General features: G+C 66.5%; 17 protein-coding genes. 6 read left to right on the forward strand and 11 right to left on the reverse strand.

Translation table 11 applies throughout. The features are described from left to right. The first annotated feature begins 192 nt into the window (after nucleotides 1-192). Nucleotides 193-1,686 (forward strand): aspartate ammonia-lyase, encoded by a 1,494-nt coding sequence (gene aspA, locus QXZ94_RS31205; protein WP_315724899.1) that lies wholly within the window; start codon nucleotides 193-195, stop codon nucleotides 1,684-1,686. A 27-nt stretch (nucleotides 1,687-1,713) separates the two neighbouring features. After that, nucleotides 1,714-3,033, forward strand: coding sequence for a dicarboxylate/amino acid:cation symporter (locus tag QXZ94_RS31210; protein ID WP_315724901.1), 1,320 nt, complete (start codon nucleotides 1,714-1,716; stop codon nucleotides 3,031-3,033). A 189-nt stretch (nucleotides 3,034-3,222) separates the two neighbouring features. Here QXZ94_RS31210 and QXZ94_RS31215 read toward each other — a convergent pair whose 3' ends face one another. Next, on the reverse strand, nucleotides 3,223-4,257 hold the full coding sequence (locus tag QXZ94_RS31215) for a Gfo/Idh/MocA family oxidoreductase (RefSeq protein ID WP_315724903.1): 1,035 nt from the start codon (nucleotides 4,255-4,257) through the stop codon (nucleotides 3,223-3,225). Continuing rightward, the gene (gene aroQ, locus QXZ94_RS31220; protein WP_172133977.1) at nucleotides 4,257-4,712 is read right to left on the reverse strand and encodes a type II 3-dehydroquinate dehydratase; all 456 of its coding nucleotides are present in this window, start codon (nucleotides 4,710-4,712) and stop codon (nucleotides 4,257-4,259) included. Before aroQ ends, QXZ94_RS31215 begins: the two co-directional genes overlap by 1 nt. A 285-nt stretch (nucleotides 4,713-4,997) precedes the next feature. Here aroQ and QXZ94_RS31225 point away from each other — a divergent pair, with 285 nt between their 5' ends. Together QXZ94_RS31225 and adh are read left to right on the forward strand one after the other, a co-directional pair. Next, nucleotides 4,998-5,960, forward strand: coding sequence for a helix-turn-helix domain-containing protein (locus tag QXZ94_RS31225; RefSeq protein ID WP_315724906.1), 963 nt, complete (start codon nucleotides 4,998-5,000; stop codon nucleotides 5,958-5,960). A gap of 147 nt (nucleotides 5,961-6,107) precedes the next feature. Next, nucleotides 6,108-7,625: an aldehyde dehydrogenase gene (gene adh / locus QXZ94_RS31230; RefSeq protein WP_315724908.1), complete on the forward strand. Its 1,518-nt coding sequence runs from the start codon at nucleotides 6,108-6,110 to the stop codon at nucleotides 7,623-7,625. Nucleotides 7,626-7,693: 68 nt separating this feature from the next. Here the strand turns inward: adh and QXZ94_RS31235 are convergent, their stop codons facing one another. The 9 genes from QXZ94_RS31235 to xylB all read right to left on the reverse strand — a co-directional run bounded on the left by QXZ94_RS31235 (nucleotide 7,694) and on the right by xylB (nucleotide 18,855). Further along, on the reverse strand, nucleotides 7,694-8,161 hold the full coding sequence (locus tag QXZ94_RS31235) for a J domain-containing protein (protein WP_172115286.1): 468 nt from the start codon (nucleotides 8,159-8,161) through the stop codon (nucleotides 7,694-7,696). Between the two features lie 81 nt (nucleotides 8,162-8,242). Next, nucleotides 8,243-8,581, reverse strand: coding sequence for a Rieske 2Fe-2S domain-containing protein (locus QXZ94_RS31240; RefSeq protein WP_172115288.1), 339 nt, complete (start codon nucleotides 8,579-8,581; stop codon nucleotides 8,243-8,245). 118 nt (nucleotides 8,582-8,699) lie between these two features. Then, on the reverse strand, nucleotides 8,700-10,562 hold the full coding sequence (locus QXZ94_RS31245; protein WP_315724911.1) for a DNA translocase FtsK: 1,863 nt from the start codon (nucleotides 10,560-10,562) through the stop codon (nucleotides 8,700-8,702). Then, entirely contained in the window at nucleotides 10,544-12,649 is a 2,106-nt protein-coding gene (locus tag QXZ94_RS31250; RefSeq protein WP_315724913.1) for a hypothetical protein, read from the reverse strand. Before QXZ94_RS31250 ends, QXZ94_RS31245 begins: the two co-directional genes overlap by 19 nt. Next, nucleotides 12,646-13,431 (reverse strand): hypothetical protein, encoded by a 786-nt coding sequence (locus QXZ94_RS31255; protein ID WP_315724915.1) that lies wholly within the window; start codon nucleotides 13,429-13,431, stop codon nucleotides 12,646-12,648. The genes QXZ94_RS31250 and QXZ94_RS31255 overlap by 4 nt, the downstream gene beginning before the upstream one ends. A 220-nt stretch (nucleotides 13,432-13,651) precedes the next feature. After that, nucleotides 13,652-14,599: an ABC transporter substrate-binding protein gene (locus tag QXZ94_RS31260; RefSeq protein WP_172185292.1), complete on the reverse strand. Its 948-nt coding sequence runs from the start codon at nucleotides 14,597-14,599 to the stop codon at nucleotides 13,652-13,654. Between the two features lie 101 nt (nucleotides 14,600-14,700). Next, a complete protein-coding gene (locus QXZ94_RS31265) occupies nucleotides 14,701-15,741 on the reverse strand; it encodes an ABC transporter permease subunit (protein WP_315724917.1) in 1,041 nt (346 codons plus the stop codon). Then, nucleotides 15,734-17,257 carry a sugar ABC transporter ATP-binding protein gene (locus QXZ94_RS31270; RefSeq protein ID WP_172185295.1) on the reverse strand — a complete coding sequence of 508 codons (1,524 nt, stop codon included), beginning with the start codon at nucleotides 17,255-17,257 and terminating at the stop codon, nucleotides 15,734-15,736. Before QXZ94_RS31270 ends, QXZ94_RS31265 begins: the two co-directional genes overlap by 8 nt. A gap of 152 nt (nucleotides 17,258-17,409) precedes the next feature. Continuing rightward, on the reverse strand, nucleotides 17,410-18,855 hold the full coding sequence (gene xylB, locus QXZ94_RS31275; RefSeq protein WP_315724920.1) for a xylulokinase: 1,446 nt from the start codon (nucleotides 18,853-18,855) through the stop codon (nucleotides 17,410-17,412). Between the two features lie 124 nt (nucleotides 18,856-18,979). Between xylB and QXZ94_RS31280 the strand changes: the two genes are divergently transcribed. Continuing rightward, nucleotides 18,980-19,813, forward strand: a complete 834-nt coding sequence (locus tag QXZ94_RS31280; RefSeq protein ID WP_315724922.1) for an SDR family oxidoreductase — start codon at nucleotides 18,980-18,982, stop codon at nucleotides 19,811-19,813. 253 nt (nucleotides 19,814-20,066) lie between these two features. Then, nucleotides 20,067-21,200 (forward strand): GGDEF domain-containing protein, encoded by a 1,134-nt coding sequence (locus tag QXZ94_RS31285; RefSeq protein ID WP_315724924.1) that lies wholly within the window; start codon nucleotides 20,067-20,069, stop codon nucleotides 21,198-21,200. Nucleotides 21,201-21,208 lie beyond the last annotated feature (8 nt).

A 21,208-nucleotide genomic window follows, 5' to 3' on the forward strand; every position in this document is an offset into this window, starting at 1 on the left:
CGAAAGAGGACGGGCGCATCGGCGGTCGCATGCCCGGTTGCAGTGCTTGATTTCATGCAAACTCGGAATGACGGGTGCGCACATAGCATTGGATCGTTGCCACGTCCTGAACAAAACATCCGCCGCATCCGGCCGCGAGCTGCGACGCACCGTCGCCGCGCGTCCGGCAACGACAAGGACCAGGGAGAGCCCATGCGTACGGAGCATGATCTGCTGGGGGACCGCGAGGTGCCCGCGGAGGCCTATTATGGCGTGCATACGCTGCGCGCAGCCGAGAACTTTCGCATCACCGGCATAGCGATATCGAGCTATCCGCAGCTGATCAACGCGCTCGCCGCGATCAAGCAGGCGGCTGCGCTCGCCAACATCGAGCTCGGCCTGCTGGATGATTCGAGGGGGCAGGCGATCGTCGCGGCCTGCAAGGAGGTGCGCGCCGGCAAGCTGCATGAGCACTTCATGATCGACGCGATCCAGGGCGGCGCCGGCACCTCGACCAACATGAATGCCAACGAGGTGATCGCCAACCGCGCGCTGGAGCTGCTCGGCCATGCCAAGGGCGACTATGCGCGGCTGCATCCCAACGAGCACGTCAACATGAGCCAGTCGACCAACGACGTGTATCCCACGGCGTTGAAGATCGCGACCTGCCGGTCCCTGCGCGACCTCGCCGCGGCAATGGACATCCTGCGCCTCGCCTTCGCGCGCAAGGCCGACGAGTTCAAGGACGTGCTCAAGATGGGCCGCACCCAGCTGCAGGATGCGGTGCCGATGACGCTCGGCCAGGAATTCCACACCTATGCGGTGATGCTCGGCGAGGATCAGGAGCGCCTGCACGAGGCCGCGCTCCTGATCCAGGAGATCAACATGGGCGCGACGGCGATCGGCACTGGGATCGCGTCGCACCCGGCCTATGCCCGCATCGTCTGCAAGCACCTGATCGCGATCACCGGCCTGCCGCTGATGACTGCGCCAGATCTCGTCGAGGCGACGCAGGACTGCGGCGCCTTCGTCCAGGTGTCGGGCGTGCTGAAGCGCATCGCGGTGAAGATCTCCAAGATCTGCAACGACCTTCGGCTGCTGTCGAGCGGGCCGCGCGCCGGCTTCAACGAGATCAATCTGCCGGCGGTGCAGGCCGGCTCCTCGATCATGCCGGGCAAGGTCAACCCGGTCATTCCGGAGGTCGTGAACCAGGTCGCGTTCGAGGTGATCGGCAACGATCTGACGGTGACCATGGCGGCAGAAGCCGGTCAGCTCCAGCTCAATGCCTTCGAGCCGGTCATCGCCCACAGCCTGTTCAAGAGTGTCAGCCATCTGCGGCAGGCGTGCCTCACCTTGGAAGAGCGCTGCGTCAACGGCATCACCGCCAACCGCGAGCGGCTGCTGGCCGATGTCGAGAACTCGATCGGCCTCGTCACCGCGCTCAATCCGTATATCGGCTACGCCGCCGCGACCGCCGTCGCGATCGAGGCCCATGCCACCGGACGCGGCGTCGCCGAGCTGGTGCGCGAGCGCGGCCTGCTCTCGGACGAGAAGCTCGCCGAAGTCCTCAAGCCCGAAAACCTCACCCGGCCGCAGAGCATCATCGCTCCCGCCGGCGGTGAGGACGCGATGCGGCCATCCCTGCGGGATCGCCGCAAGGACTGCGCGATGGACGGCCTGCGGCCGCTCACGACGAAGCTGAACTAAGAAGAACCAAGGGAGATGAAGACGACCATGACGAGCGCCGCAGATGGCTCCACCATGCATTCCAAACGCCTGACCCATGCCCTGATCGTCAGCCTGCTGCTCGGCATCGTGACGGGCTATGTCTGCCATACCATGGCGGCGACTCCGGAGATGGCCAAGACCATCGCCGGCTATTTCTCGATCATCACCGACGTGTTTCTGCGGCTCATCAAGATGATCATTGCGCCGCTGGTGTTCGCGACCATCGCCTCCGGCATCACCAGCCTCGGCGCGGAAGGCCGCGCCGTCGGACGCATCGCCGCGCGGTCGATGGGCTGGTTCGTCTCCGCATCCGTGGTCTCGCTCGGGCTCGGCATGATCTTCGCGAACCTGTTCGCGCCGGGGCATGATCTGATGCTGCCGCTGCCTCGCGCCGATGCGTCGGCCAATCTGCAGACCGCCGGCATCAACCTGAAGGACTTCATCACCCACGTCGTGCCGACCAGCGCCGCGCAGGCGATGGCGACCAACGAGGTGCTGCAGATCCTGGTCTTCTCGGTGTTCTTCGGCCTCGCGCTGAGCCGGCTCAGAACCGGCTATGCCCGGACGCTCGCAACCTCGATCGACGAGCTCGTCCTCGTCATGCTGCAGATCACCAGCTTCGTGATGCGCTTCGCGCCGTTCGGCGTCTTCGCCGCCATCGCCGCCGTCGTGACCACGCAGGGCCTTGGCGTGCTCGTGACCTATGGCAAGTTCATCGCCACGTTCTATCTCAGCCTTCTCGTGCTCTGGACGGTGCTGATCCTCGCCGGCCTGGTTGCGCTGGGAACCCCGGTGTTTCGCCTCATCAGGCTGCTGCGCGAGCCGATGCTGCTGGCGTTTTCCACCGCGAGCAGCGAGGCGGCCTATCCCAAGATGATCGAGCAGCTGACGAAGTTCGGCGTCAAGGGCCGCATCACCAGCTTCGTGCTGCCGCTCGGCTATTCGTTCAACCTCGACGGCTCCATGATGTACCAGGCCTTCGCCGCCTTGTTCATCGCCCAGGCCTACGGCATCGAGCTCGGCATCATGCAGCAGATCGCGTTGCTGCTGGTGATGATGGTCACCAGCAAGGGCATCGCTGGCGTGCCGCGCGCCTCGCTGGTCGTGGTCGCCGCCACGCTGCCGCTGTTCAACCTGCCGATCGGCGGCATCCTCCTGATCATGGGGATCGACCAGATCCTCGACATGGGACGCACGATGACCAACGTGATCGGCAACGGCATCGCCACGGCGGCGGTGGCGACATGGGAGGGCGAGCTGAATGCGGCCGAGAATCTATCGCCCGAACAGCCCGTGCCGGCCGTGGCCGTGGTCGCCGGCGGCTGACACCGACGAAGCCCTTGCTGTCGAGGGCAGGGCGGTCGCATCGGGGGCGCTCTCGATTGGTGCCCCTGTCTCCACTCCGTCATGGCGGGACAATCCCGACATGGCGGAGTAACTCTTGGCAGTTGTGCGACTGATCGGGCCCATCATTGAACCGCGCCGGCGATCCGGGGGCAGCCGCTGCGGAGCGGGTCACACGGGCACGCGCGTCCCGCATTCGGCCGCGCGCCTGATCGCGTCGATCACGCGCAGCGTCTTCAGCCCCTCGCGGCCGCTGACGACCGGCGCGGCCGTGCCGCGGATGACCGCGCAGAAATTGGCGATCTGCAGGCCGAGCGGGTCGTGCATCTCGTAGCTCAGCCGCTCGCGCGCGATCGGCGCCCACCAGCTCGCTGCGTCCGGGTGATGCCACAGGTCGAGCTGCGGAATCGCCAGCGACGCCTGCGTGCCGCCGATCTGGTAGCAGCTCTCCGGCGTCCGGCTGTAGGCCGGGTTCTCGCCGCTGGTGAACTCATAGCTCCATGGCGCCTGGATCGTATCGGAGACGCTGAACGTTCCGAGTGCGCCGGAGGTGAAGTGGAGAATGATCGCGGCGGTATCCTCAACGGCATGACCGCGCACCTGGTTGGATTGCGCCGCCTGCACCGCGGCGATGTCGCCGCAGAGATGGCGCAGCAGATCGACGTCGTGGATGAGATTGACGAGGACGGGCCCCGCGCCTGTCTCGCGGCGCCAGGCAACGTCGAAATAGTCGCTCGGCTTGATCAGCCAGAACATGCCGTTGACCGCGACGATCCGTCCGAGCCGGCCGCCGTCGATCTCCGCCTTGGCACGCTGGATCATCGGATTGTGGCGGCGGTGATGGCCGGTCAGCAATGCGATGCCGGCGCCCTCGAACGCTTCGACCAGCACCTGCGCCGCCGCGACGTCATCGGCCAGCGGCTTCTCGATCAGCGCGGGAAGGCCGGCGTCGACACAGGCGAGGCCGTGGGCAACATGCATCTGGTTCGGGGTGGCGATGACCACTCCCTCGGGCCGGTTCTGGGTGGGCATGTCGTGGAGCGACGGAAACCAGCCCACATCGAGCGTCTGTGCGAGGTTCCGGGCCGACGGCGCCGGGTCGATGATCGACGTCAGGACTGCCTCGGGACGCGCGCGAATGTGCTCGATGTGACGCCGGCCGATGAGACCTGCCCCGGCGACCGCGAGCCGGACGGGGCGGGCCATCAGGAGCTGGCTTTGCTGTCGTCGAGCAGCCGGGCAACGCGCCGCAATGCCAGCTGATAGCCCTGCGTACCGAAGCCGGCCATCACGCCGTCGGCGCGCTTGGAGACGAACGAGTGGTGGCGGAATTCCTCGCGCTTGTGCACGTTGGAAATGTGGACCTCGATGACCGTTCCGTCGAACGCATTCAGCGCATCGAGGATCGCGACCGACGTATGCGTGAACGCGCCGGGATTGATGACGATGCCGCCGGCGGTCTCGCGCGCCTCATGGATCCAGTCGATCAGCTCGTATTCGCGGTTCGACTGGTGGAAGCGGATCTCCAGCCCGAGCTCTGCCGCCAGGGCCCTGCAATCCCGCTCCACGTCGGCGAGCGTCTCATGGCCGTAGATGTGCGGCTGGCGTTTGCCGAGAAGGTTCAGATTGGGTCCGTTGAGAACGTAGACGAGGCGGCTCATGAAGAGACTCCGGTTCGGGGGCAGCGCAACGACGAAGGTCCGAATTTGCCGTCCGTGAGCGCCGCGGGCAGTGCTTGCCACGAAGATCGCGGGCTTGGCAACATCCGAGCCGCGCCCCTGCGCGCTGCCGCTCCCGCGCCGTCGACCTGGCGCAGACCCGCCAGCCGGGGGCCAATCACCTTGACGCGGATCAAGGCCGGGTGCTGTAGTCGTTGCAATATGACGGTAAAGACCCGCGGGGTTGTTGTGAGCCGCAGGGGCAGGGGAGAAAGCCGGAGCAGGGAGATGGGGCGTTCGCCCGGAAATTCCCATTCGGACCGCGTGCTCGACGTCGTCGCCAAGGGAGCGCCGGCGGTTTCTGCGCTGGCCGCGTCGTGGCGCCGTTCCGGACATCTGCACGCACTCGATCCTGCCACCCATGCGCCATCCTGCCGGCTGACGGCGGCCGAGATCGCGGCGGCGCGTGAGCGGCTCGGGCGGCTGCTCGCGATCGCGCAAGCGAGCCTCGACCGGCTGTTCCTCGCCGTCGGCGGCGTCGGCTGCTCGGTGCTGCTGGCCGATGCCGATGGCACGGTCGTCGACCGCCGCGGCGCGCGCGGTGATGACACGACGTTCGACGCCTGGGGCCTGTGGACCGGGGCGGTGTGGAGCGAGCGGCACGAGGGGACCAATGCCATCGGCACCTGCCTGGTCGAAAAGCGGCCGCTGACCATCGACCGCGACCAGCATTATCTGGCGCGCAATGCGCGGCTGTTCTGCACGACGGCGCCAATCTTCGACGAGCACGGCCAGCTCAAGGCGGCGCTCGACGTGTCATCGTGCCGTGCCGATCTCACCGAGGGCTTCGGCCGGCTGATCGCGACCACGGTGGCGGATGCTGCGCGCCTGATCGAAGCCGAGAATTTCCGCCAGGCCTTTCCGCGTGCACGCATCGTTCTGACGCCGGACAGCGAGCGCGACATCAACTCGATGCTGGCGGTCGACAGCAATGATCTCGTGGTCGGCGCCACGCGCGCGGCCCGCCGCGCGCTCGGTCTGTCCCCATCGGCGCTGGCGCGTCCGGTTCCGGCCGGCGACCTGATCAAGGGCGCGCAGGCCCACGGCGACGACATCGACGCTGCCGAGCGCGCCGTGCTGAAGCGTGCGCTGGCGCGCGCCGGCGGCAACGTCTCGAAGGCGGCGAAGGAGCTCGACATGTCCCGCGCCACCTTGCACCGGAAGATGAAGCGGCTCGGCCTCGAGCGATGACCGCGACGCAATCGGCTATTCGCAGCCGACCTGTCGCAGAACTGCGACACATCCGAAGACGAGATCATGCCAGCCTCTGGTCTGTCGAGCGCGTTTGACCGAGCCTCTCCTCAACGCCGTGTGCATCGGCGTGAATGGGAGAGACAGATGACCAAGGTTGACGTCAATGCGGCGCTCAAGCCGCCGTTCGCTGCGCGTTACGACAACTTCATCGGCGGTGGCTGGAAGGCCCCCAGCGCCGGCAAGTACTTCGACAATATCTCGCCGATCACCGGTCAGCCGGTGTGCCAGATCGCGCGCTCCGACGCCTCCGACATCGAGGCCGCGCTCGACGCCGCGCATGCCGCCAAGGACGGTTGGGCGCGCACCAGCGTCACGGAGCGGGCGATGGTCCTCAACCGGATCGCCGACCGCATGGAGGCCAATCTCGCCAAGCTTGCGCTCGCCGAAACCTGGGACAACGGCAAGCCGATCCGCGAGACGACGGCGGCTGACATCCCGCTCGCGATCGATCATTTCCGCTATTTCGCCGGCGTCATCCGCGCCCAGGAAGGCTCGATCGCCGAGATCGACCACGACACCATCGCCTATCACTTCCACGAGCCGCTCGGCGTCGTCGGCCAGATCATTCCCTGGAACTTCCCGATCCTGATGGCGGCGTGGAAGCTTGCGCCGGCGCTTGCCGCCGGCAATTGCGTGGTGATGAAACCGGCCGAGCAGACCCCGGCCTCGATCATGGTGTGGATGGAGCTGATCGGCGATCTCTTGCCGGCCGGCGTGCTCAACGTCGTCAACGGCTTCGGCCTCGAGGCCGGCAAGCCGCTGGCGTCCTCGCCCCGCATCGCCAAGATCGCCTTCACCGGCGAGACCTCGACGGGGCGGCTGATCATGCAATATGCCTCGCAGAACCTGATCCCCGTCACGCTCGAGCTCGGCGGCAAGTCGCCGAACATCTTCTTCAAGGACGTCTGCGCCGAGGACGACGACTTCCTCGACAAGGCGATCGAAGGCTTCGTGATGTTCGCGCTCAACCAGGGCGAGGTCTGCACCTGCCCGAGCCGCGCGCTGATCCACGAATCGATCTATGAGCGTTTCATGGAGCGCGCACTTCAGCGCGTCGGCGCGATCGTGCAGGGCAGTCCGCTCGATCCCGCGACCATGATCGGCGCCCAGGCCTCCGCCGAGCAGATGTCCAAGATCCTGTCCTACATCGACATCGGCAAGAACGAAGGCGCGCAGCTCCTGATCGGCGGCGAGCGCAATCTGCTCGGCGGCGATCTCGCCGGCGGCTACTACGTCAAGCCGACGGTGTTCAAGGGACACAATAAGATGCGCGTGTTCCAGGAGGAGATCTTCGGGCCGGTGGTGTCGGTGACGACCTTCAAGACCGAGGACGAGGCGCTCTCGATCGCCAACGATACGCTCTACGGCCTCGGCGCCGGCGTGTGGAGCCGCGACGCCAACACCTGCTACCGCTTCGGCCGCGCCATCCAGGCCGGCCGCGTCTGGACCAACTGCTACCATGCCTATCCGGCGCACGCGGCGTTCGGCGGCTACAAGCAGTCGGGTGTCGGACGCGAGACCCACAAGGTGATGCTCGACCACTACCAGCAGACCAAGAACATGCTGGTCAGCTACAGCCCGAAGAAGCTCGGCTTCTTCTGAGGGCGCGGCTCGGCGGGCGAGGCGGGACGGGGCGCCGAACGGCGTCCCGTCGGCCGGTGGCCGCGACCTCAGCCCAATTCCGCCAGCAGCGCCTCGCGCGCCTCGGAGATGCGCCGATACAGCTCGCTGCTGCCGCCCGCGTCGGGATGGGCTGATTTGGCCAGCCGACGGAACGCGGTCTTGATGTCGGACGCCGTCAGGCGGCCCTGCAACGGCAGTTCGAGGACGGCGCGGAAGGCTTCATCATCCTCGCCGCGTGCGAACTGATCCAGCAGAGCGCGACGCGCGGCCCGTGCCGCGATGCGCAGCGCATCCTGATCCTGTCGCCAGCGCTGCTGTGACATCACCAGACACGCGCCGAACGTGATGCGGCCCTGTGTCTCCAGCTCGTCGAGGCTGAACGGTCCGACGACGTCGTACGGCGGCGCGAGCGATGCGAGCCGTCCGGTTGCGCCGTCGACGATGCGGCCGAGCCGGACCTCGTCGACGATCCCCATCGATCCGTTCCAGATCACCCATCCGCCGGCGCTGGTCATGCTGCTGATCTCGTCGATGCTGCCGTTCTGCCGTGGCGCCCTTGCAGGCGCCGCCCCCCGGCGGCCCCCATCCTCTCTGCGTCAGGCCGGTGCCCGGAGAGGCTTGACCGGCCCGACATCGACCTGAATCTCGCTGCCCTCGACCTGCAGCGGATAGGCGTGCAGCGTGTTGCGCACCAGATGCGTGACGCATTTGCCGCTGACGCCGTCGAAGCCCCATTGATGGTGCGGGCAGGTGATGGTCTTGCCGTCGAAGGTCGCCTCGGTCAGCGGCACGTCGGCATGCGGACAGCGGCCACGAAACGCCTTCAGCTCGCCGCCCGCGGGCCAGAGCAGCAGCACGCTCTTCTTGCCGACCTGAAACAGGCCCATGCCGCCTTCGGATATGGCGCTTGTCGGACAGACTGCAGTGAAAGCCATCGGATCGCCCGGGGAATGGTGACGTCAGGCTGGCTCACGCAAGTTCCGGACCAGCGGAAAACACGCACAAACCGACGATCGTTGTCGGACACGCGACAATGCGACGGCTGCCGCGGAGCTATTTCCGGCCGAGCGCGGCGAGGAATTCCGGCTGCGGAATGAACAAGCCTTGCGCACGGACCAGGCCGCGTCCGAGATCGCACAGCAGGTCGCCCTTGCCGAACAGGCTCTCGGCGCCGGGCTCGTCGAGCACGATCTGGGCGTTCACGGCATTGGCGACCTTGAGGCAGACCTTCAGCGGCAGGTTCGACTTGATCAGGCCGGTGACGACGGCGCGGTCCGGGCGCTGCGTGGCCAGCACGAGATGGATGCCGGCGGCGCGGCCCTTGCCGGCGATGCGCGCGACGAGCGCCTCGAACTCCTTCCTGTCGTCCTTGCCGGTCAGGATGAGGTCGGCGAATTCGTCGAAGATCAGGATCAGGAACGGCAGGTCGGTTTTGCCCGCCTGGATGTACTCGCCGAGATTGACCACGTTTTCACGCTTGAGAATGGCGTAGCGCGCATCCATCTCCTTCACCGCGTCACGCAGGATTCTCAGCGCCTCGGTCAGCGTGGTGGCGACCGGGCGCCACAGATACGGGCTGCCCTCGACGCCGGCGAAGGTGAGGATCTTCGGATCGATCAGCGCGATCTTGACCTGCTCCGGCGAGCTGCGCAGCAGCATGCTTGCGACCATCGCCTTCAGCCATTCGCTCTTGCCGCTGCCGGTCGAACCCGCGACCAGCGCGTGGCAGGTGTTGGGATCGGCGAAGTCGGCAACGATCATGTGGCCCTCGACGTCGATGCCGATCGGAAAGCTCACCGTGCTCTTCACGGCGGAGGCGAGCGGCCCGGCCAGCGCGTCCTTGAGCAGACACGGCTTCGGATCAGCCCGCGGCAGGTCGAGGATGACGAAGCCCTTGCCGGCCTTGATCAGCGGCGGCTCGGCGAGGCCGAGCTTGACCTGCAGGTCGGCGGCGCGATTGGCGAGCGACGATACCTTCACGCCCGAGCCCGGCGTCAGCCGTAGCCGGATCAGCTGCGGTCCTTCGATGACGGCAGCGCATTCGACCGCGAGATTGAAGCTGCGGAAAGCTTCGGTGACGGCCTTGCCGAGTGCGTGTGAGTCGGTTGCGGCATTGGTCTGGCTCTCGCCACCCGTCGCGGTGTCCGCGGCAGGAGGCGCCGCGATGCGCGCCGGCTTGCCCTTGTCGCCGAACATCTCCTGCAGCACCGGCACGACCATGCCTTCGAAGATGTCCCTCAGCTCGTCCGGTGCGACCGCGACCTCGTGGAATGCGGGCAGATAATATTCCAGCGTGCCCGAGAACGCGCAGCCCGGACGCCAGATCGGCAGCAGATGCGCGTAGATCGCGAGCTGCACGAGATCGGCCTTCTGGCGCGCGCCCTGGCTGAGCTTGTAGTCGACGACCTCGAGATGACGCTCGGGATGGATGCGGATGGCGTCGACGCGGCCCCGAATGTCGACGACGATGTCGCCAAGCGGCACGGGAATGCGCGCCAGATCCTGCTCGGCGCCGACGAAGACGTCCTGCCAGGTCTCGAAATCGCGGGTCCGCTTTCTCAGCTCGATCAGCCGCGCGCAGAAGTGGCGCATGCGCTCCGTGAAGACGGCGGCGTCCTCGCCGCGCCCTGCCGCGAACAGCCTGTCGGTGAGATCCTGCAACGACGTGCGCCAGACGTGATCGACCAGGGCATCGGCGGAGCTGATCAGCGCTGCAGCTTTCCAGCTGTTGCGGCCGGTCAGCCACGCGACCAGATTTTCCACCTCCTTGTGGAACTGCACGCCCATCGCGCGGACCGTTCCTGTCGGTGCGAAGCTCTTGGTCGAGGGCTTCTCGCCGCGGAGCCATCGGGCGCGCCATTCCGGATCGAGAACGGCGAAGGTGAGTTCGGTCGCCGTTATGCTGTGATGCGCCATTGCAGGAAGATGGTCTGAGGTCCGGGATGAGCCTTGAGATTGGGATGCGCCTCGACACTGCGCAAGAGCGGATCGCGCAGCTGCGCGCTGCCGAGCTTGGCGAGAACGACGGAGATGTCGACGATGCGCTGCTCGCGGACGAGGTCGAGGACGGCGCGCAGCCTGTCGCCATCGAGCATGTCGGGCGTGGCCGTGCTCCGTTCCGTCGTTCGCGGCTCGGTCGCGGCAGGTCCGCCGGCGTCGACGCTGCGGACCTGGATCGGCAGTCCGGCGGCGGCGATGTCGGCGAGGAACGGGGCGAACCGCGCCTGCAGCCAGGCCAGAGTCGCGGGACCGGAAAACGCGATGTTGCCCTGGAGCGCGTTGGAATAGAGCTCTCGCGCGGCATGCAGCTCGCAGACCTGATCGGCAGTCAGCTCGACGATGCGAAAGCCGTGCCCGCTGGCGGCATCCATCGTGGCCTTGGCGACCGCCCATGACGCACGCGGCACGCGGGCGAGGTCGGGCGTGCGGAACACATAGGTGAGCGTGCGGCGGCCAGCCTGGCCTCCGGCCAAGGCGATCGCCTCGTCCGCGATCGCCTTCCACCGCCGCCAGTGATCGCCGCCCTCGAAGGCGAAGTACACGCTGCGGTCCGGCCAGCGCCATTCGAACGAGAAGTAGCGCCGCCCCGAGGTGCGGCCGACCTTCACGCCGGTCATCGCTTGCCCGACGTCCCTGGCGAACCACATCAGGCAATCCTGATTGTAGGCCTGCAGCGCCTTCTGCGCGCGGATGCCGTTGAGCTCGACCTGGAACAGATCGTCGAGCGTTTGCGGCGGAGGGGCCGCCGCATGGGGACGCGCCAGCCCCCTGAACCGGTCCTCCGCGCGCATCAGGAGCGCTCGTACGCCGAGCTCGACCAGCGTCGAGAACAGATCGTCGAGCCAGCGGTCGGCGAAAAATCGCGCGATGCCTGTAGCCGGCATGCCGCAATTGACCAAGCGCGCCTCGATCAGTTCGCGTGCGCCGGCCTTGTTGATGCCTTCCAGCGCGGTCTCCTGCGAGAATCGGTCGCGATGGGCCGGCTCGAGATGCGGCTTGATGTCGTCGACCCAGTTCCGCTGGTTCGCGGTCACCACCGTGAGGTGATTGCGCAGCTCCGCATAGAGCTGCTCGATGCAGCTGCCGAGCGCCTTGATCAGCAGCGGATCGCTGGCATAGCACTCGGTCTGATCGAAGCAGAACACGAACGGACGGTAGTAGGACGCGAGCTGACACAGGCCGTGCAGGCGGCGAAAGCTGAGGGCGTTGATCTCCTGCGGCGTGACGTCGCCGCGTCCGTCATTGTCGGCCTGCTCCAGCCGCAATTGTTCGACTTCCTCCGGCTCCAGCGGCTCGGCCCGCAACCATTTGAGCGCGGCGCGCCGGCGCTCGCCATCGGCCTCGCCGAATGCGCAGGCGACGAGCACCTTGAGCCAGGCCTTTTCCCGCCCGTGCAGGTCGATGTGCCGGCTTCCGAGAAGGCTGGACAGCCGGTTGATGGGGCCGTTGCCGGCAAACAGCGCGCTCAACCATGCGAGCCTTCCGGACATCTCGGCGGCGGGAAGCGTTCCGCTCGCCAGACGTCGCAGCGCCGGCACTGCTGCGGCGATTTCCGGAGCGCCGTTCTGGGCAAAGTCGGCAACGATATGGGCCAGCGTCCCCACGGCCAGAGAGCTTAGCTGGCTCGGCGACTGCGCCGTCTCGTCGTCCGGACGATCGAGCTCCTGCAAGGTCAGCAATAGGATCGACTGCCACGCCTTGGAGGGATCCTGGAACGGACGGAGATAGACCTTGGTCGCTTTGCGGCCGAGCGCCGTGAACAGCCGGCCGAGCAGATGCGACTTGCCATAACCGCGATCCGGCGACACCACGAGCTGGGCACGGTCGGCCTTGATCGGACTGCTGCGCGGCAGCTCGCCGCCGCCGAGCGCGGCGAACTTCGCCAGAACACGTTGCAGGGGAGCGTCGTTGAGACCGCTGACCGAAAACGTCACATCGCGCGGTTCGCGGACGATGGCGTCCTCGAACGGGTTGACCTGGAGGTCGGCGTAAGGGTTGGTCATGGCTCGTGCTTGACCACGACGGTCACGAACGGCTCGGGAAAGCCGGCGAGCCTGATGCCGGCGTCCATCTCCTCCTTTGGAAGATCGACGGTCGTCGTCGGATGGATCGTGACGCGTCCCGCCTTGGTCTCCTCGATCAGCAGGCGATGCAGCTCCTCCTTGGACTCGCCGCTCGCCCTGATGAGATCGAAGATCTTCACGGCCGAGAAGCCGCCTTGCTCGGCCTTGAGCCGGCGATAGGCGGGCAGCAGGTCGTCCAACGTAAGCGAGGCGGTGATCGCGGCTGCGCCGTCATGCAGCTCGGGCGTGGTCAAGGCCGGCTCCGAGGCCATCGCATCGAAGCCGAAATAGTCCGCGGCGACGTCGCGATGCAGATAATATTTCGAGCTGCCGCAGGTCAGCTCGACGATGGCCTGGCTGGCGATGGCGTGCTTGAGACCGTCGGGGAAGAACTTCTTGTTCATCCCGGTGATCTTCTTCTGCAAACTCGGCTTCGAGATCAGCTTGATGCCGGAGGACGCGATGAGCTTGACGATCGCCTGGCTCGCCGTCTCGATTGAAGGACCGTAGCCTCTTGCGAAGTACAGCTGGGCGACACCCTGCTTCAACGGTCCCCAGATCGCACCGTCGCGGGTCAGTGCGGCGAGCTTGTCGCGCAGTTCAGGCGAGCCCTTTTTCGCCGCCGCCTTGCCGAGGAAGGTGGTCTTGATCCGGGAGACGCTCAGCCCGGCGTCGCCGGCCTTGGTGATCGCAGGCAAGAGGTCGTCGAGCTTCGTAGCCATCGGCATCCACCCCAAAGGAACTGCCGGCTTCAACTCGCCGGCGCAGATCGAAATTCCTTCGTCCAAGGCGTTGTTTGCCATATCTCCTGCACACGCGCGAGTCCGTCGCCAGTCGCCTTTCAATTCTGACCTGCATCGATGCAACGCTGAGTTCCCGAGCAAAACGCCGCCCGGTGACGGGCGGCGCTGCTGAAGACGTCGGCTGCAAGAGCGGGTGGATCTATTCCTTGCGCTCCGAGGTCCAGCCCTTGTACTGGGCGACATTGTCGCGCGTGATCAGCTTGGAGGGCAGCAGCTCGACGGTCGAAGCCGGCTTCTGGCCGTTCAGCAGACCGACGCCGATCTGCACGGCGCGGCGGGCCATGAAGAACGGATCCTGCGAGGCCGAGGCCTGGATCTGCTGCGCGGCCGGATCCTTGAGCGCCGCCTCGATGTCGGGGGCACCGTCGACCGCGGTGATGATGATCCCGGTGCGCTGTTGCTGGCGGGCGGCGAGATCGGTGCCGATCGCCTGCGGATCGTTGATGGCGAAGATCGCGTCGATCTTCGGGTAGCGCGTCAGATAGCCCTGCGTCACCGTGAGGCCGCCCTCGCGCGAGCCCTTGCCGTCCTGATCGCTCGACAGCAGCTTGATGCCAGGAGCCTTGGCGAGCACGCTCTTGCAGCCGTTGACGCGGTCGATGACGGCGGAGACTTGCGGACCGTTCTGGATGATCACGTCGCCCTTGCCGCCGAGCTTGTCGACGATGTACTGGCACGAAATCTCGCCGGCCTGCACGTTGTTGGTGGTGACCGTGGCATCGGCGCCTTCAGCCGCGGTGTCGACGGCGACCACGAGGATGCCGGCGGCCTGCGCCTTCTTGATCGCGGGTCCGATGGCCTTGGGATCGCCGGGGTTGAGCAGGATCATGTCGACGCCGGCGGCGATGAAATTGTCGATCTGCGTGACCTGCTTGCCGAGGTCGTACTCGAAGCCGACCGCGGTGATCTTGACGTTGGGGTTGGTCTTCTTGGCCTCGAACTCGGCGCCCTTCGACAATGCGACGAAGAACGGGTTGCCGAGCGAGCCCAAGGACACGCCGATCGATTTCAGCTCCTTGGCTGATGACGGCGCGGAGCTCATGACGAGCGCCAGCGCGGCACCGGCTGATAACATCGACTTGAACATCTGTTTCCTCCCTGGCCCTTTCTGTTGGTCTACGCACGGCGGACCAGTGGCCGTGGAAGAATCCGTTGCGGCAAGGCGCTTGCGGCGCCCGCCGATGTCTCTCAGGTGCGCGCCGAGCCCTGCAGCCGGTAGCGGTCGAGCGCGACGGCGCCGATGATCACGAGGCCCTTGATGACGTATTGCCAGATGTCGGACACGCCCACCAGGATAAGCCCGTTCGACAACACCGCGATGATGAGAGCGCCGACCAGGGTGCCCCAGATCGAGCCGATGCCGCCGACGAAGGAGGTGCCGCCGAGGATCACGGCGGTGATGGCGTCGAGCTCATAGGACTGGCCGAGCTGCAGGCCGTTCGCCGCATACAGCCGCGCCGCCTGCATACCGCCGCCGAGGCCGGCGAGCAGGCCGGACATGCCGTAGACGAAGATCAGCACCGCCCAGACCTTGATGCCGGCGAGCCGCGCCGCGCTCTCATTGCCGCCGACGGCATAGATGTGAACGCCGAGCACGGTGCGGCGCAGGATCAGCCACGACGCCACGATCACCAGCAGCGCGATCACCGCCAGCCAGGGGATCGAGACGATGCCGGGGATGATCGTCAGCGAGGCGTTGCCGATGAACGCATAGGGGATCGACGGATTGAACACGGTGGTGTCGCCGCCCATCAGCCGGGCGAGGCCGCGCACCGCGGTCAGCGATCCCAGCGTGACGATGAAGGGCGGCAGCCGCAGGAGCGCGATCAGCGCCCCGTTGACGACACCGAAGGCCAGCCCCGTCAGCACCGCCGCCGGCAGCCAGAGCGCGCCGAACTCGGGCATCTTCGACAATGTCAGGCCGGCCATCGCCGCCGCGGCGAGGATCGAGCCGACCGAAAGATCGATGCCGCCGGTCAGGATGACGAAGGTCATGCCGGCAGCGAGCACGGTGTTGACCGCGGCCTGCTGCAGCACGATTCCGAGATTTTGTCCGGTGAAGAAGCGTCCTTCCGACAGCATGTGGAAGCCGATGCACAGGATCAGCAGCACCGGCAGCATGCCGGCGGCGCGGATCATCAGCCGCAGCCGCTGCTGCTTGTTGTCGGATGCCGACGGCAGGCCGGATGAGGGTGCGGTCTCGGCTTGAGCTGGACTGTTGTCAGGCATCGACGTGCTCCGTCCCCGTGGCCAGCGCCATGATGTCTTCCTGGGTCATGGGCGATGTCGCGCTCTGCTGCAGCTCGCCCGCGAGATGTCCCTCGCGCATCACCAGCACGCGATCGCAGATGCCGAGGATCTCCGGCAGGTCGGACGAGATGACGAGGATCGCGGTGCCGGACTTGGCGAGATTGTCAATGATCGAATAGATCTCGGACTTGGCGCCGACGTCGACGCCGCGGGTCGGCTCGTCCAGGATCAGCACTTTCGGCGCGGTTGCGAGCAGCCGCGACAGCAGCACCTTCTGCTGATTGCCGCCCGACAGGCCGCCGACCGTGACGCCGGGATTGGGTGCGCGGATGCCCAGCGCCGCGAATGCCTCGTCGGCGCGTGTCTTCGCCTTGTCGCGGTCGAGAATGCCGCCGAGCTTCGCGTCGCGGCCGATCACGGCGAGGTTGATGTTGTCGGCGCAGGACATGTCGAGGAACAGGCCGAGTGCCTTGCGATCCTCGGTGAGATAGGCGATGCCGGCATCGAGCGCGTCGCGCGGCGTGTCGATGTCGATGCGCTCGCCGTCGAGCTCGATGTGTCCGGTCGTCTTCGGCGCAGCCCCAATGATCAGATGCGCGAGCTCGGTGCGCCCCGCGCCGATCAGTCCGGCGAGGCCGACCACCTCGCCGGCATGAACGGTCAGCGAGCAGTTCCTGACACGGCGGCCGTCGCCGAGATCGACGGTCGTCAGCACCGCGCGGTCGCGCTTGGCGTGCGGGTCGTGGTCCTTCTTGTAGAAGGACGAGACGTCGCGGCCGACCATCATGCGGACGATGCTGTCGGCGCGGATCTCCGGCCTGTCGAGCGAGCCCACCAGCCTGCCGTCGCGCAGCACGGTGACGCGGTCACCCAGCGCATAGACCTCGTCCATGCGGTGCGAGATGTAGATGATCGCGAGACCTTCGCTGCGCAGCTGGCGGATCAGCGCGAACAGCTTCTCGCTCTCGCCGGCCGACAGCGACGTCGTCGGCTCGTCCATGATCAGGATCTTGGAGCGCGCATGCAGCGCGCGGGCGATCTCGACCAGCTGCCGCTGGCCCATCGACAACTCGGCAACCAAGGTCGATGCCGAGAAATCCGCGCCGAGTCTTTGCAGGATCGGGCCGACACCCTCGCGCATGGCGCCGCGCGAAAGCAGGCCGGTCTGCGACAGCTCGCGCCCGAGATAGATGTTTTCGGCGACCGTCAGGTTCGGCGCCAGCGACAACTCCTGGTAGATGATGGAGATGCCGGCGTTTCGGCCGCCCATCGGCCCTTCGATGCGCGCCACCTTGCCTTCGATACGGATCTCACCGCCGGGATCGGGGCGATAGGCGCCGGACAAAATCTTCATCAGCGTGGATTTGCCGGCGCCATTTTCGCCCATCAACGCATGGACTTCCCCGGCATAGACGGTGAGGTCGACCTTCTGCAGGGCCTTGATGGTGAAGAATGACTTCGACACCCCGCGCATCTCGAGGATCGGACCGCTCATCGTGCCTCCCAATGCACGTCGTCTCGTTTCCGCGGCTCGTTGATCGCTGGCGCGGGGAAGTCATTAAACTAGAGGCTGTCGCCGAATACAATATGGAAGAGACGCAACTGCAACACGTCGACGCGATTGAACGTCGCGCGCCGGGCGCAGATCTAATGGCTGGGACGATAGAGCCGGCGCCAATGCGGCAGCCGCTCGGCATAGGCTGCCGCCAGCGCAGGCTCCGGCGAGAACGTCGCGGTGCGGGCTGGCGCGATGCACACGCTGGCGATCGCCTCGCCAGTCGCAGCCAGTCGCGCCAGGCGGGCGGCGCCGAATGCAGCGCCGGTCTCGCCTTCCGCGAGGCGATGGATCGGGATGTTCAAGACATTGGCCAGGATCGCGAGCCAGAGATCGGAGCGCGAGCCACCGCCGATTGCATCGGCCTCCGCGATGACCAGCCCCGTGTCCGTCAGCACGTCACGACAATCAGCCAATGCAAAGGCGACGCCTTCGAGCACGGCCTGCACGATGGCGCTGCGGCCGGTGGCGTGGCTCAGGCCGTCGAGCAGGCCCCGGACATTGGTGTCGTCATGCGGCGTCCGCTCGCCCGCGAGATAGGGCAGGAAGCTCACCGGCGATGGTGCGGCGGGCCGGGAGCCCAGCGGTGCCAGCAGCTCGGCCTCGGAGGCGCCGAGCAATTGTGAGATCCAGGCGAGGCACGAGCCCGCCGACAGCATCGCGCCGGCCTGCAGCCACATCGCCGGGATTGCATGACAGAAGGTGTGAACGATCCGGCCGGGATTGGCGGTGACGGACTCGACCGGCGTGATCACGGCGCCGGACGTGCCGAGGGTAATGAACGTTGCGCCCGGACGGACGGCGCCGATACCGATCGCGCCGGCCGGGTTGTCGCCGGCGCCGCCCGCGATGAGTGGCCGCTTCGACATGCCCCAGCGCTGTGTGAGGTCGTGGCGCAACCGGCCCGCCTCGGCGCAGCCCTCGACGAGGCGCGGCATCTGCGTGCGCGTGAGGCCGGTAGCGGCGAGGCCCTCGTCGGACCAGTCCCGCCTGACGACGTCGAGCCACAGCGAGCCCGATGCGTCCGAGACGTCCTCGATCGCCTCGCCGGAGAGCACCAGCCTGACATAGGCCTTGGTCAGCAGAACGAGGCGGGTGGCCGCGAAGATCTCCGGCTCATGGTCCGCGATCCAGAGGAGCTTGGGCGCGGCGAAGCCGGGCATCGCCTTGTTGCCGGTGGTCGCGCGCAACGCCGGCCACCGCCGTTCCAGCACCGTGCACTCGCGTGCGGAGCGGCCATCGTTCCAGAGGATGCAGGGCCGCAGCGGATTCATGTCGGCATCGAGCAGCACCGGGCCGTGCATCTGGCCGGACAGGCCGATGCCTTCGACTGCGGCCATCTCGTGGGGGTGATCCGCCTTGAGCGAATCCAGCGTTGCGAACACGGCGGCGATCCATGTCGCAGGATCCTGCTCCGCCCAGCCGGACTGCGGCACATCGATCGTCAGCGCGTGGCTGCGGCTCGCGACCACGCGCTGCGCATCGTCGACCAGGATCGTCTTGACCGCGGAGGTACCGAGATCGATGCCGAGATACATGGCGCCTCACGCTCGCGCGTCGTGACGGATCAGGACTGGAGCGATACCAGACTCCTGATAGCCTTGTCATCCGGGCCGCGACATGCCATCCGCGCCAAGCGGGATCATTCCGAGGAGTCGAGAGATGCAGCCAACCGTTCCATCGACCGAGCGCGCCGCGCGTCTCGTTGGACAATACGCGCTGGTGACCGGCGCCGCGCAGGGCATCGGCCGTGCGATCGCGGTGCGCTTTGCCGAGGAAGGGGCGCATGTCGCGATCAATTTTGGCGGCCCCTCGCCCTCGGGAGATGAGACACTTGCGCTGGTGCAGGCGGCGTCGGCCGCGCGCGGCCATGCTGCGCGCGATCACTTCACGGTGAAAGCCGATATCGGCGTGGAAGCCGACATCGTCGCAATGTTCGAGACGGTGCTACGGCGTTGGCCGCGGCTCGACTGCCTCGTCAACAATGCGGGCTTCCAGCGGGAGTCTCCGAGCGAGGCGCTCGACGTCGACACCTATCGCGCCATCCTCGAGGTCAATCTCAATGGCGCCGTGCTGTGCGCGCGCCATGCGCTCGCGCATTTCGTCGTGCGCGGGGCCGGCAACATCATCAATACGTCGAGCGTGCATCAGATCATTCCAAAGCCCGGCTATCTCGCTTACTCGATCAGCAAGAGCGCGATGGCCGGTCTCACCCGCACGTTGGCGCTCGAATTCGCCGGCCGCGGCATCCGCGTCAATTCGGTCGGGCCCGGCGCGGTGGATACGCCGATCAACGCAGCGTGGACCGGTGACCCGGCCAAGCGCGCGGTCGTGGAGTCGCACATCCCGATGGGGCGGGTTGCGAGCGCTGAGGAGATCGCCGGCGTGTTCGCCTTTCTCGCCTCGTCCGAAGCGAGCTACATCACCGGGCAGACGATCTATGCGTGCGGCGGCATCACACTGTTCGGCGAATTCCGCGACAGCTGGGCGAGCTAAAGCATGATCCGGAAAAGTGCGCAGCGGTTTTCCGAAAAGATCATGCGCAAACAACAATCTAAAGCGCGGTGACGATTCATCCTGATCTCATCGCGCTTTAGTCGCCGGCGGGAAGTACAGGCGCTTCGGATTGTCGTCTTGCAGGTGAGACTCTCTTAAGCATCGCAGGTGCATGGCAGACCTTCGCGGGTGCAGCGATATTTCGTTAAGGCGTGGGTACGATAGTGCGCGCAATTCATGCAATGGAATTGCGATGCAACGATTGGACCCCGACACTCGTCGCGAGCTCGCGCATCTGCTGTACAGCTCGATGCCGCTGGTCGGGACGATTTCGGCTGCTGCCGTCGTGATCGGGACCGTGATGGCCTGGGTCGCACGTGATCCTGGCTACGCCGCGATCACGGCCGCGCTGCTCGTGATCGGTGCATTGCGCGTCATCAAGCTGCTGATGTTCGCGGCGCGCTTCGATCAGCTCGATCACGATGCCATCATCTATTGGGAGCGTCTCTACGGGCTCGGTGCCGCCGCCTTCGGTCTTGCCGTCGGCGCCCTGTCGGCGCGCGCATTTCAGATCGGCGATGGTCCCGGGATCTGGATGTGCTTCGGCCTGTCGATGGCCTTCTGCGTCGGCATCGTGTCGCGGGTCAGCCCCTGGATCGTGATGAGCTCGTCGGCCGTGCTGCTGATTCCGACCGTGATCGCCTGCCTGATGCAGCCCGAGCCGGTGTATCGCATGGGGGCCGGAATGGTGGTGCTGTTCTGGATCACCTTGCGCGGCACGTCCTATCGTCTCACGGCGGCTTTCACCGAGCGGATCACGGCACAGCAGGCGCTCCGCCGACAGGCGCATCAGGATTTCCTCACCGGGTTGCCGAACCGTGCAGCCTTCATCGAGGCGCTTCGCCAGCTCGACCAGCCGGCCGCGATCATCGCGGTCGATCTCGATGGCTTCAAGGGGGTCAACGACCGCTTCGGCCATCAGGCGGGCGACGCGCTGCTGTGCCAGGTCGGCGAGCGGCTGCTGGACTGTCTCGGTGAGAGCGGCCTTGCGGCCCGCTTCGGTGGTGACGAGTTCATGCTGCTGCTGCCGGTCCCGGCAGGCTCCTCTGGACGAAATGCGGCGCTCGCGCTGACCAGGGCGGTCGTGGCGTCGCTCGCGCATCCGTTCTCGCTGACGGGGGGCGTCGTGCAGATCGGCGCCAGCGCCGGCATCTTCCTCGCCGAGCACCGGGCGGCGGAAACGGAGGCGCTGCTCGACCGGGCCGACCGTGCGCTCTACGCCGCGAAGCGCGCCGGCGGCCATCAGTGGCGATGGGCCGATCCCGAAACGGCTTCCGGCGAAGGGGCGCACTGTCGCGAGGCACCCGCGTTAGCGCCTGCGCTGTAAGGCCATTG

Source organism: Bradyrhizobium sp. SZCCHNS2022, assembly GCF_032377575.1.
Lineage (GTDB): Bacteria > Pseudomonadota > Alphaproteobacteria > Rhizobiales > Xanthobacteraceae > Bradyrhizobium > Bradyrhizobium aeschynomenes.

What these genes read in the sequence shown, in the direction of transcription:
- aspA (WP_315724899.1), top strand. Translation starts at nt 193, where the DNA reads ATGCGTACGGAGCATGATCTGCTGGGGGACCGCGAGGTGCCCGCGGAG.
- QXZ94_RS31210 (WP_315724901.1), top strand. Translation starts at nt 1,714, where the DNA reads ATGACGAGCGCCGCAGATGGCTCCACCATGCATTCCAAACGCCTGACC.
- QXZ94_RS31215 (WP_315724903.1), bottom strand. Translation starts at nt 4,257, where the DNA reads ATGGCCCGCCCCGTCCGGCTCGCGGTCGCCGGGGCAGGTCTCATCGGC.
- aroQ (WP_172133977.1), bottom strand. Translation starts at nt 4,712, where the DNA reads ATGAGCCGCCTCGTCTACGTTCTCAACGGACCCAATCTGAACCTTCTC.
- QXZ94_RS31225 (WP_315724906.1), top strand. Translation starts at nt 4,998, where the DNA reads ATGGGGCGTTCGCCCGGAAATTCCCATTCGGACCGCGTGCTCGACGTC.
- adh (WP_315724908.1), top strand. Translation starts at nt 6,108, where the DNA reads ATGACCAAGGTTGACGTCAATGCGGCGCTCAAGCCGCCGTTCGCTGCG.
- QXZ94_RS31235 (WP_172115286.1), bottom strand. Translation starts at nt 8,161, where the DNA reads ATGACCAGCGCCGGCGGATGGGTGATCTGGAACGGATCGATGGGGATC.
- QXZ94_RS31240 (WP_172115288.1), bottom strand. Translation starts at nt 8,581, where the DNA reads ATGGCTTTCACTGCAGTCTGTCCGACAAGCGCCATATCCGAAGGCGGC.
- QXZ94_RS31245 (WP_315724911.1), bottom strand. Translation starts at nt 10,562, where the DNA reads ATGGCGCATCACAGCATAACGGCGACCGAACTCACCTTCGCCGTTCTC.
- QXZ94_RS31250 (WP_315724913.1), bottom strand. Translation starts at nt 12,649, where the DNA reads ATGACCAACCCTTACGCCGACCTCCAGGTCAACCCGTTCGAGGACGCC.
- QXZ94_RS31255 (WP_315724915.1), bottom strand. Translation starts at nt 13,431, where the DNA reads ATGGCTACGAAGCTCGACGACCTCTTGCCTGCGATCACCAAGGCCGGC.
- QXZ94_RS31260 (WP_172185292.1), bottom strand. Translation starts at nt 14,599, where the DNA reads ATGTTCAAGTCGATGTTATCAGCCGGTGCCGCGCTGGCGCTCGTCATG.
- QXZ94_RS31265 (WP_315724917.1), bottom strand. Translation starts at nt 15,741, where the DNA reads ATGCCTGACAACAGTCCAGCTCAAGCCGAGACCGCACCCTCATCCGGC.
- QXZ94_RS31270 (WP_172185295.1), bottom strand. Translation starts at nt 17,257, where the DNA reads ATGAGCGGTCCGATCCTCGAGATGCGCGGGGTGTCGAAGTCATTCTTC.
- xylB (WP_315724920.1), bottom strand. Translation starts at nt 18,855, where the DNA reads ATGTATCTCGGCATCGATCTCGGTACCTCCGCGGTCAAGACGATCCTG.
- QXZ94_RS31280 (WP_315724922.1), top strand. Translation starts at nt 18,980, where the DNA reads ATGCAGCCAACCGTTCCATCGACCGAGCGCGCCGCGCGTCTCGTTGGA.
- QXZ94_RS31285 (WP_315724924.1), top strand. Translation starts at nt 20,067, where the DNA reads ATGCAACGATTGGACCCCGACACTCGTCGCGAGCTCGCGCATCTGCTG.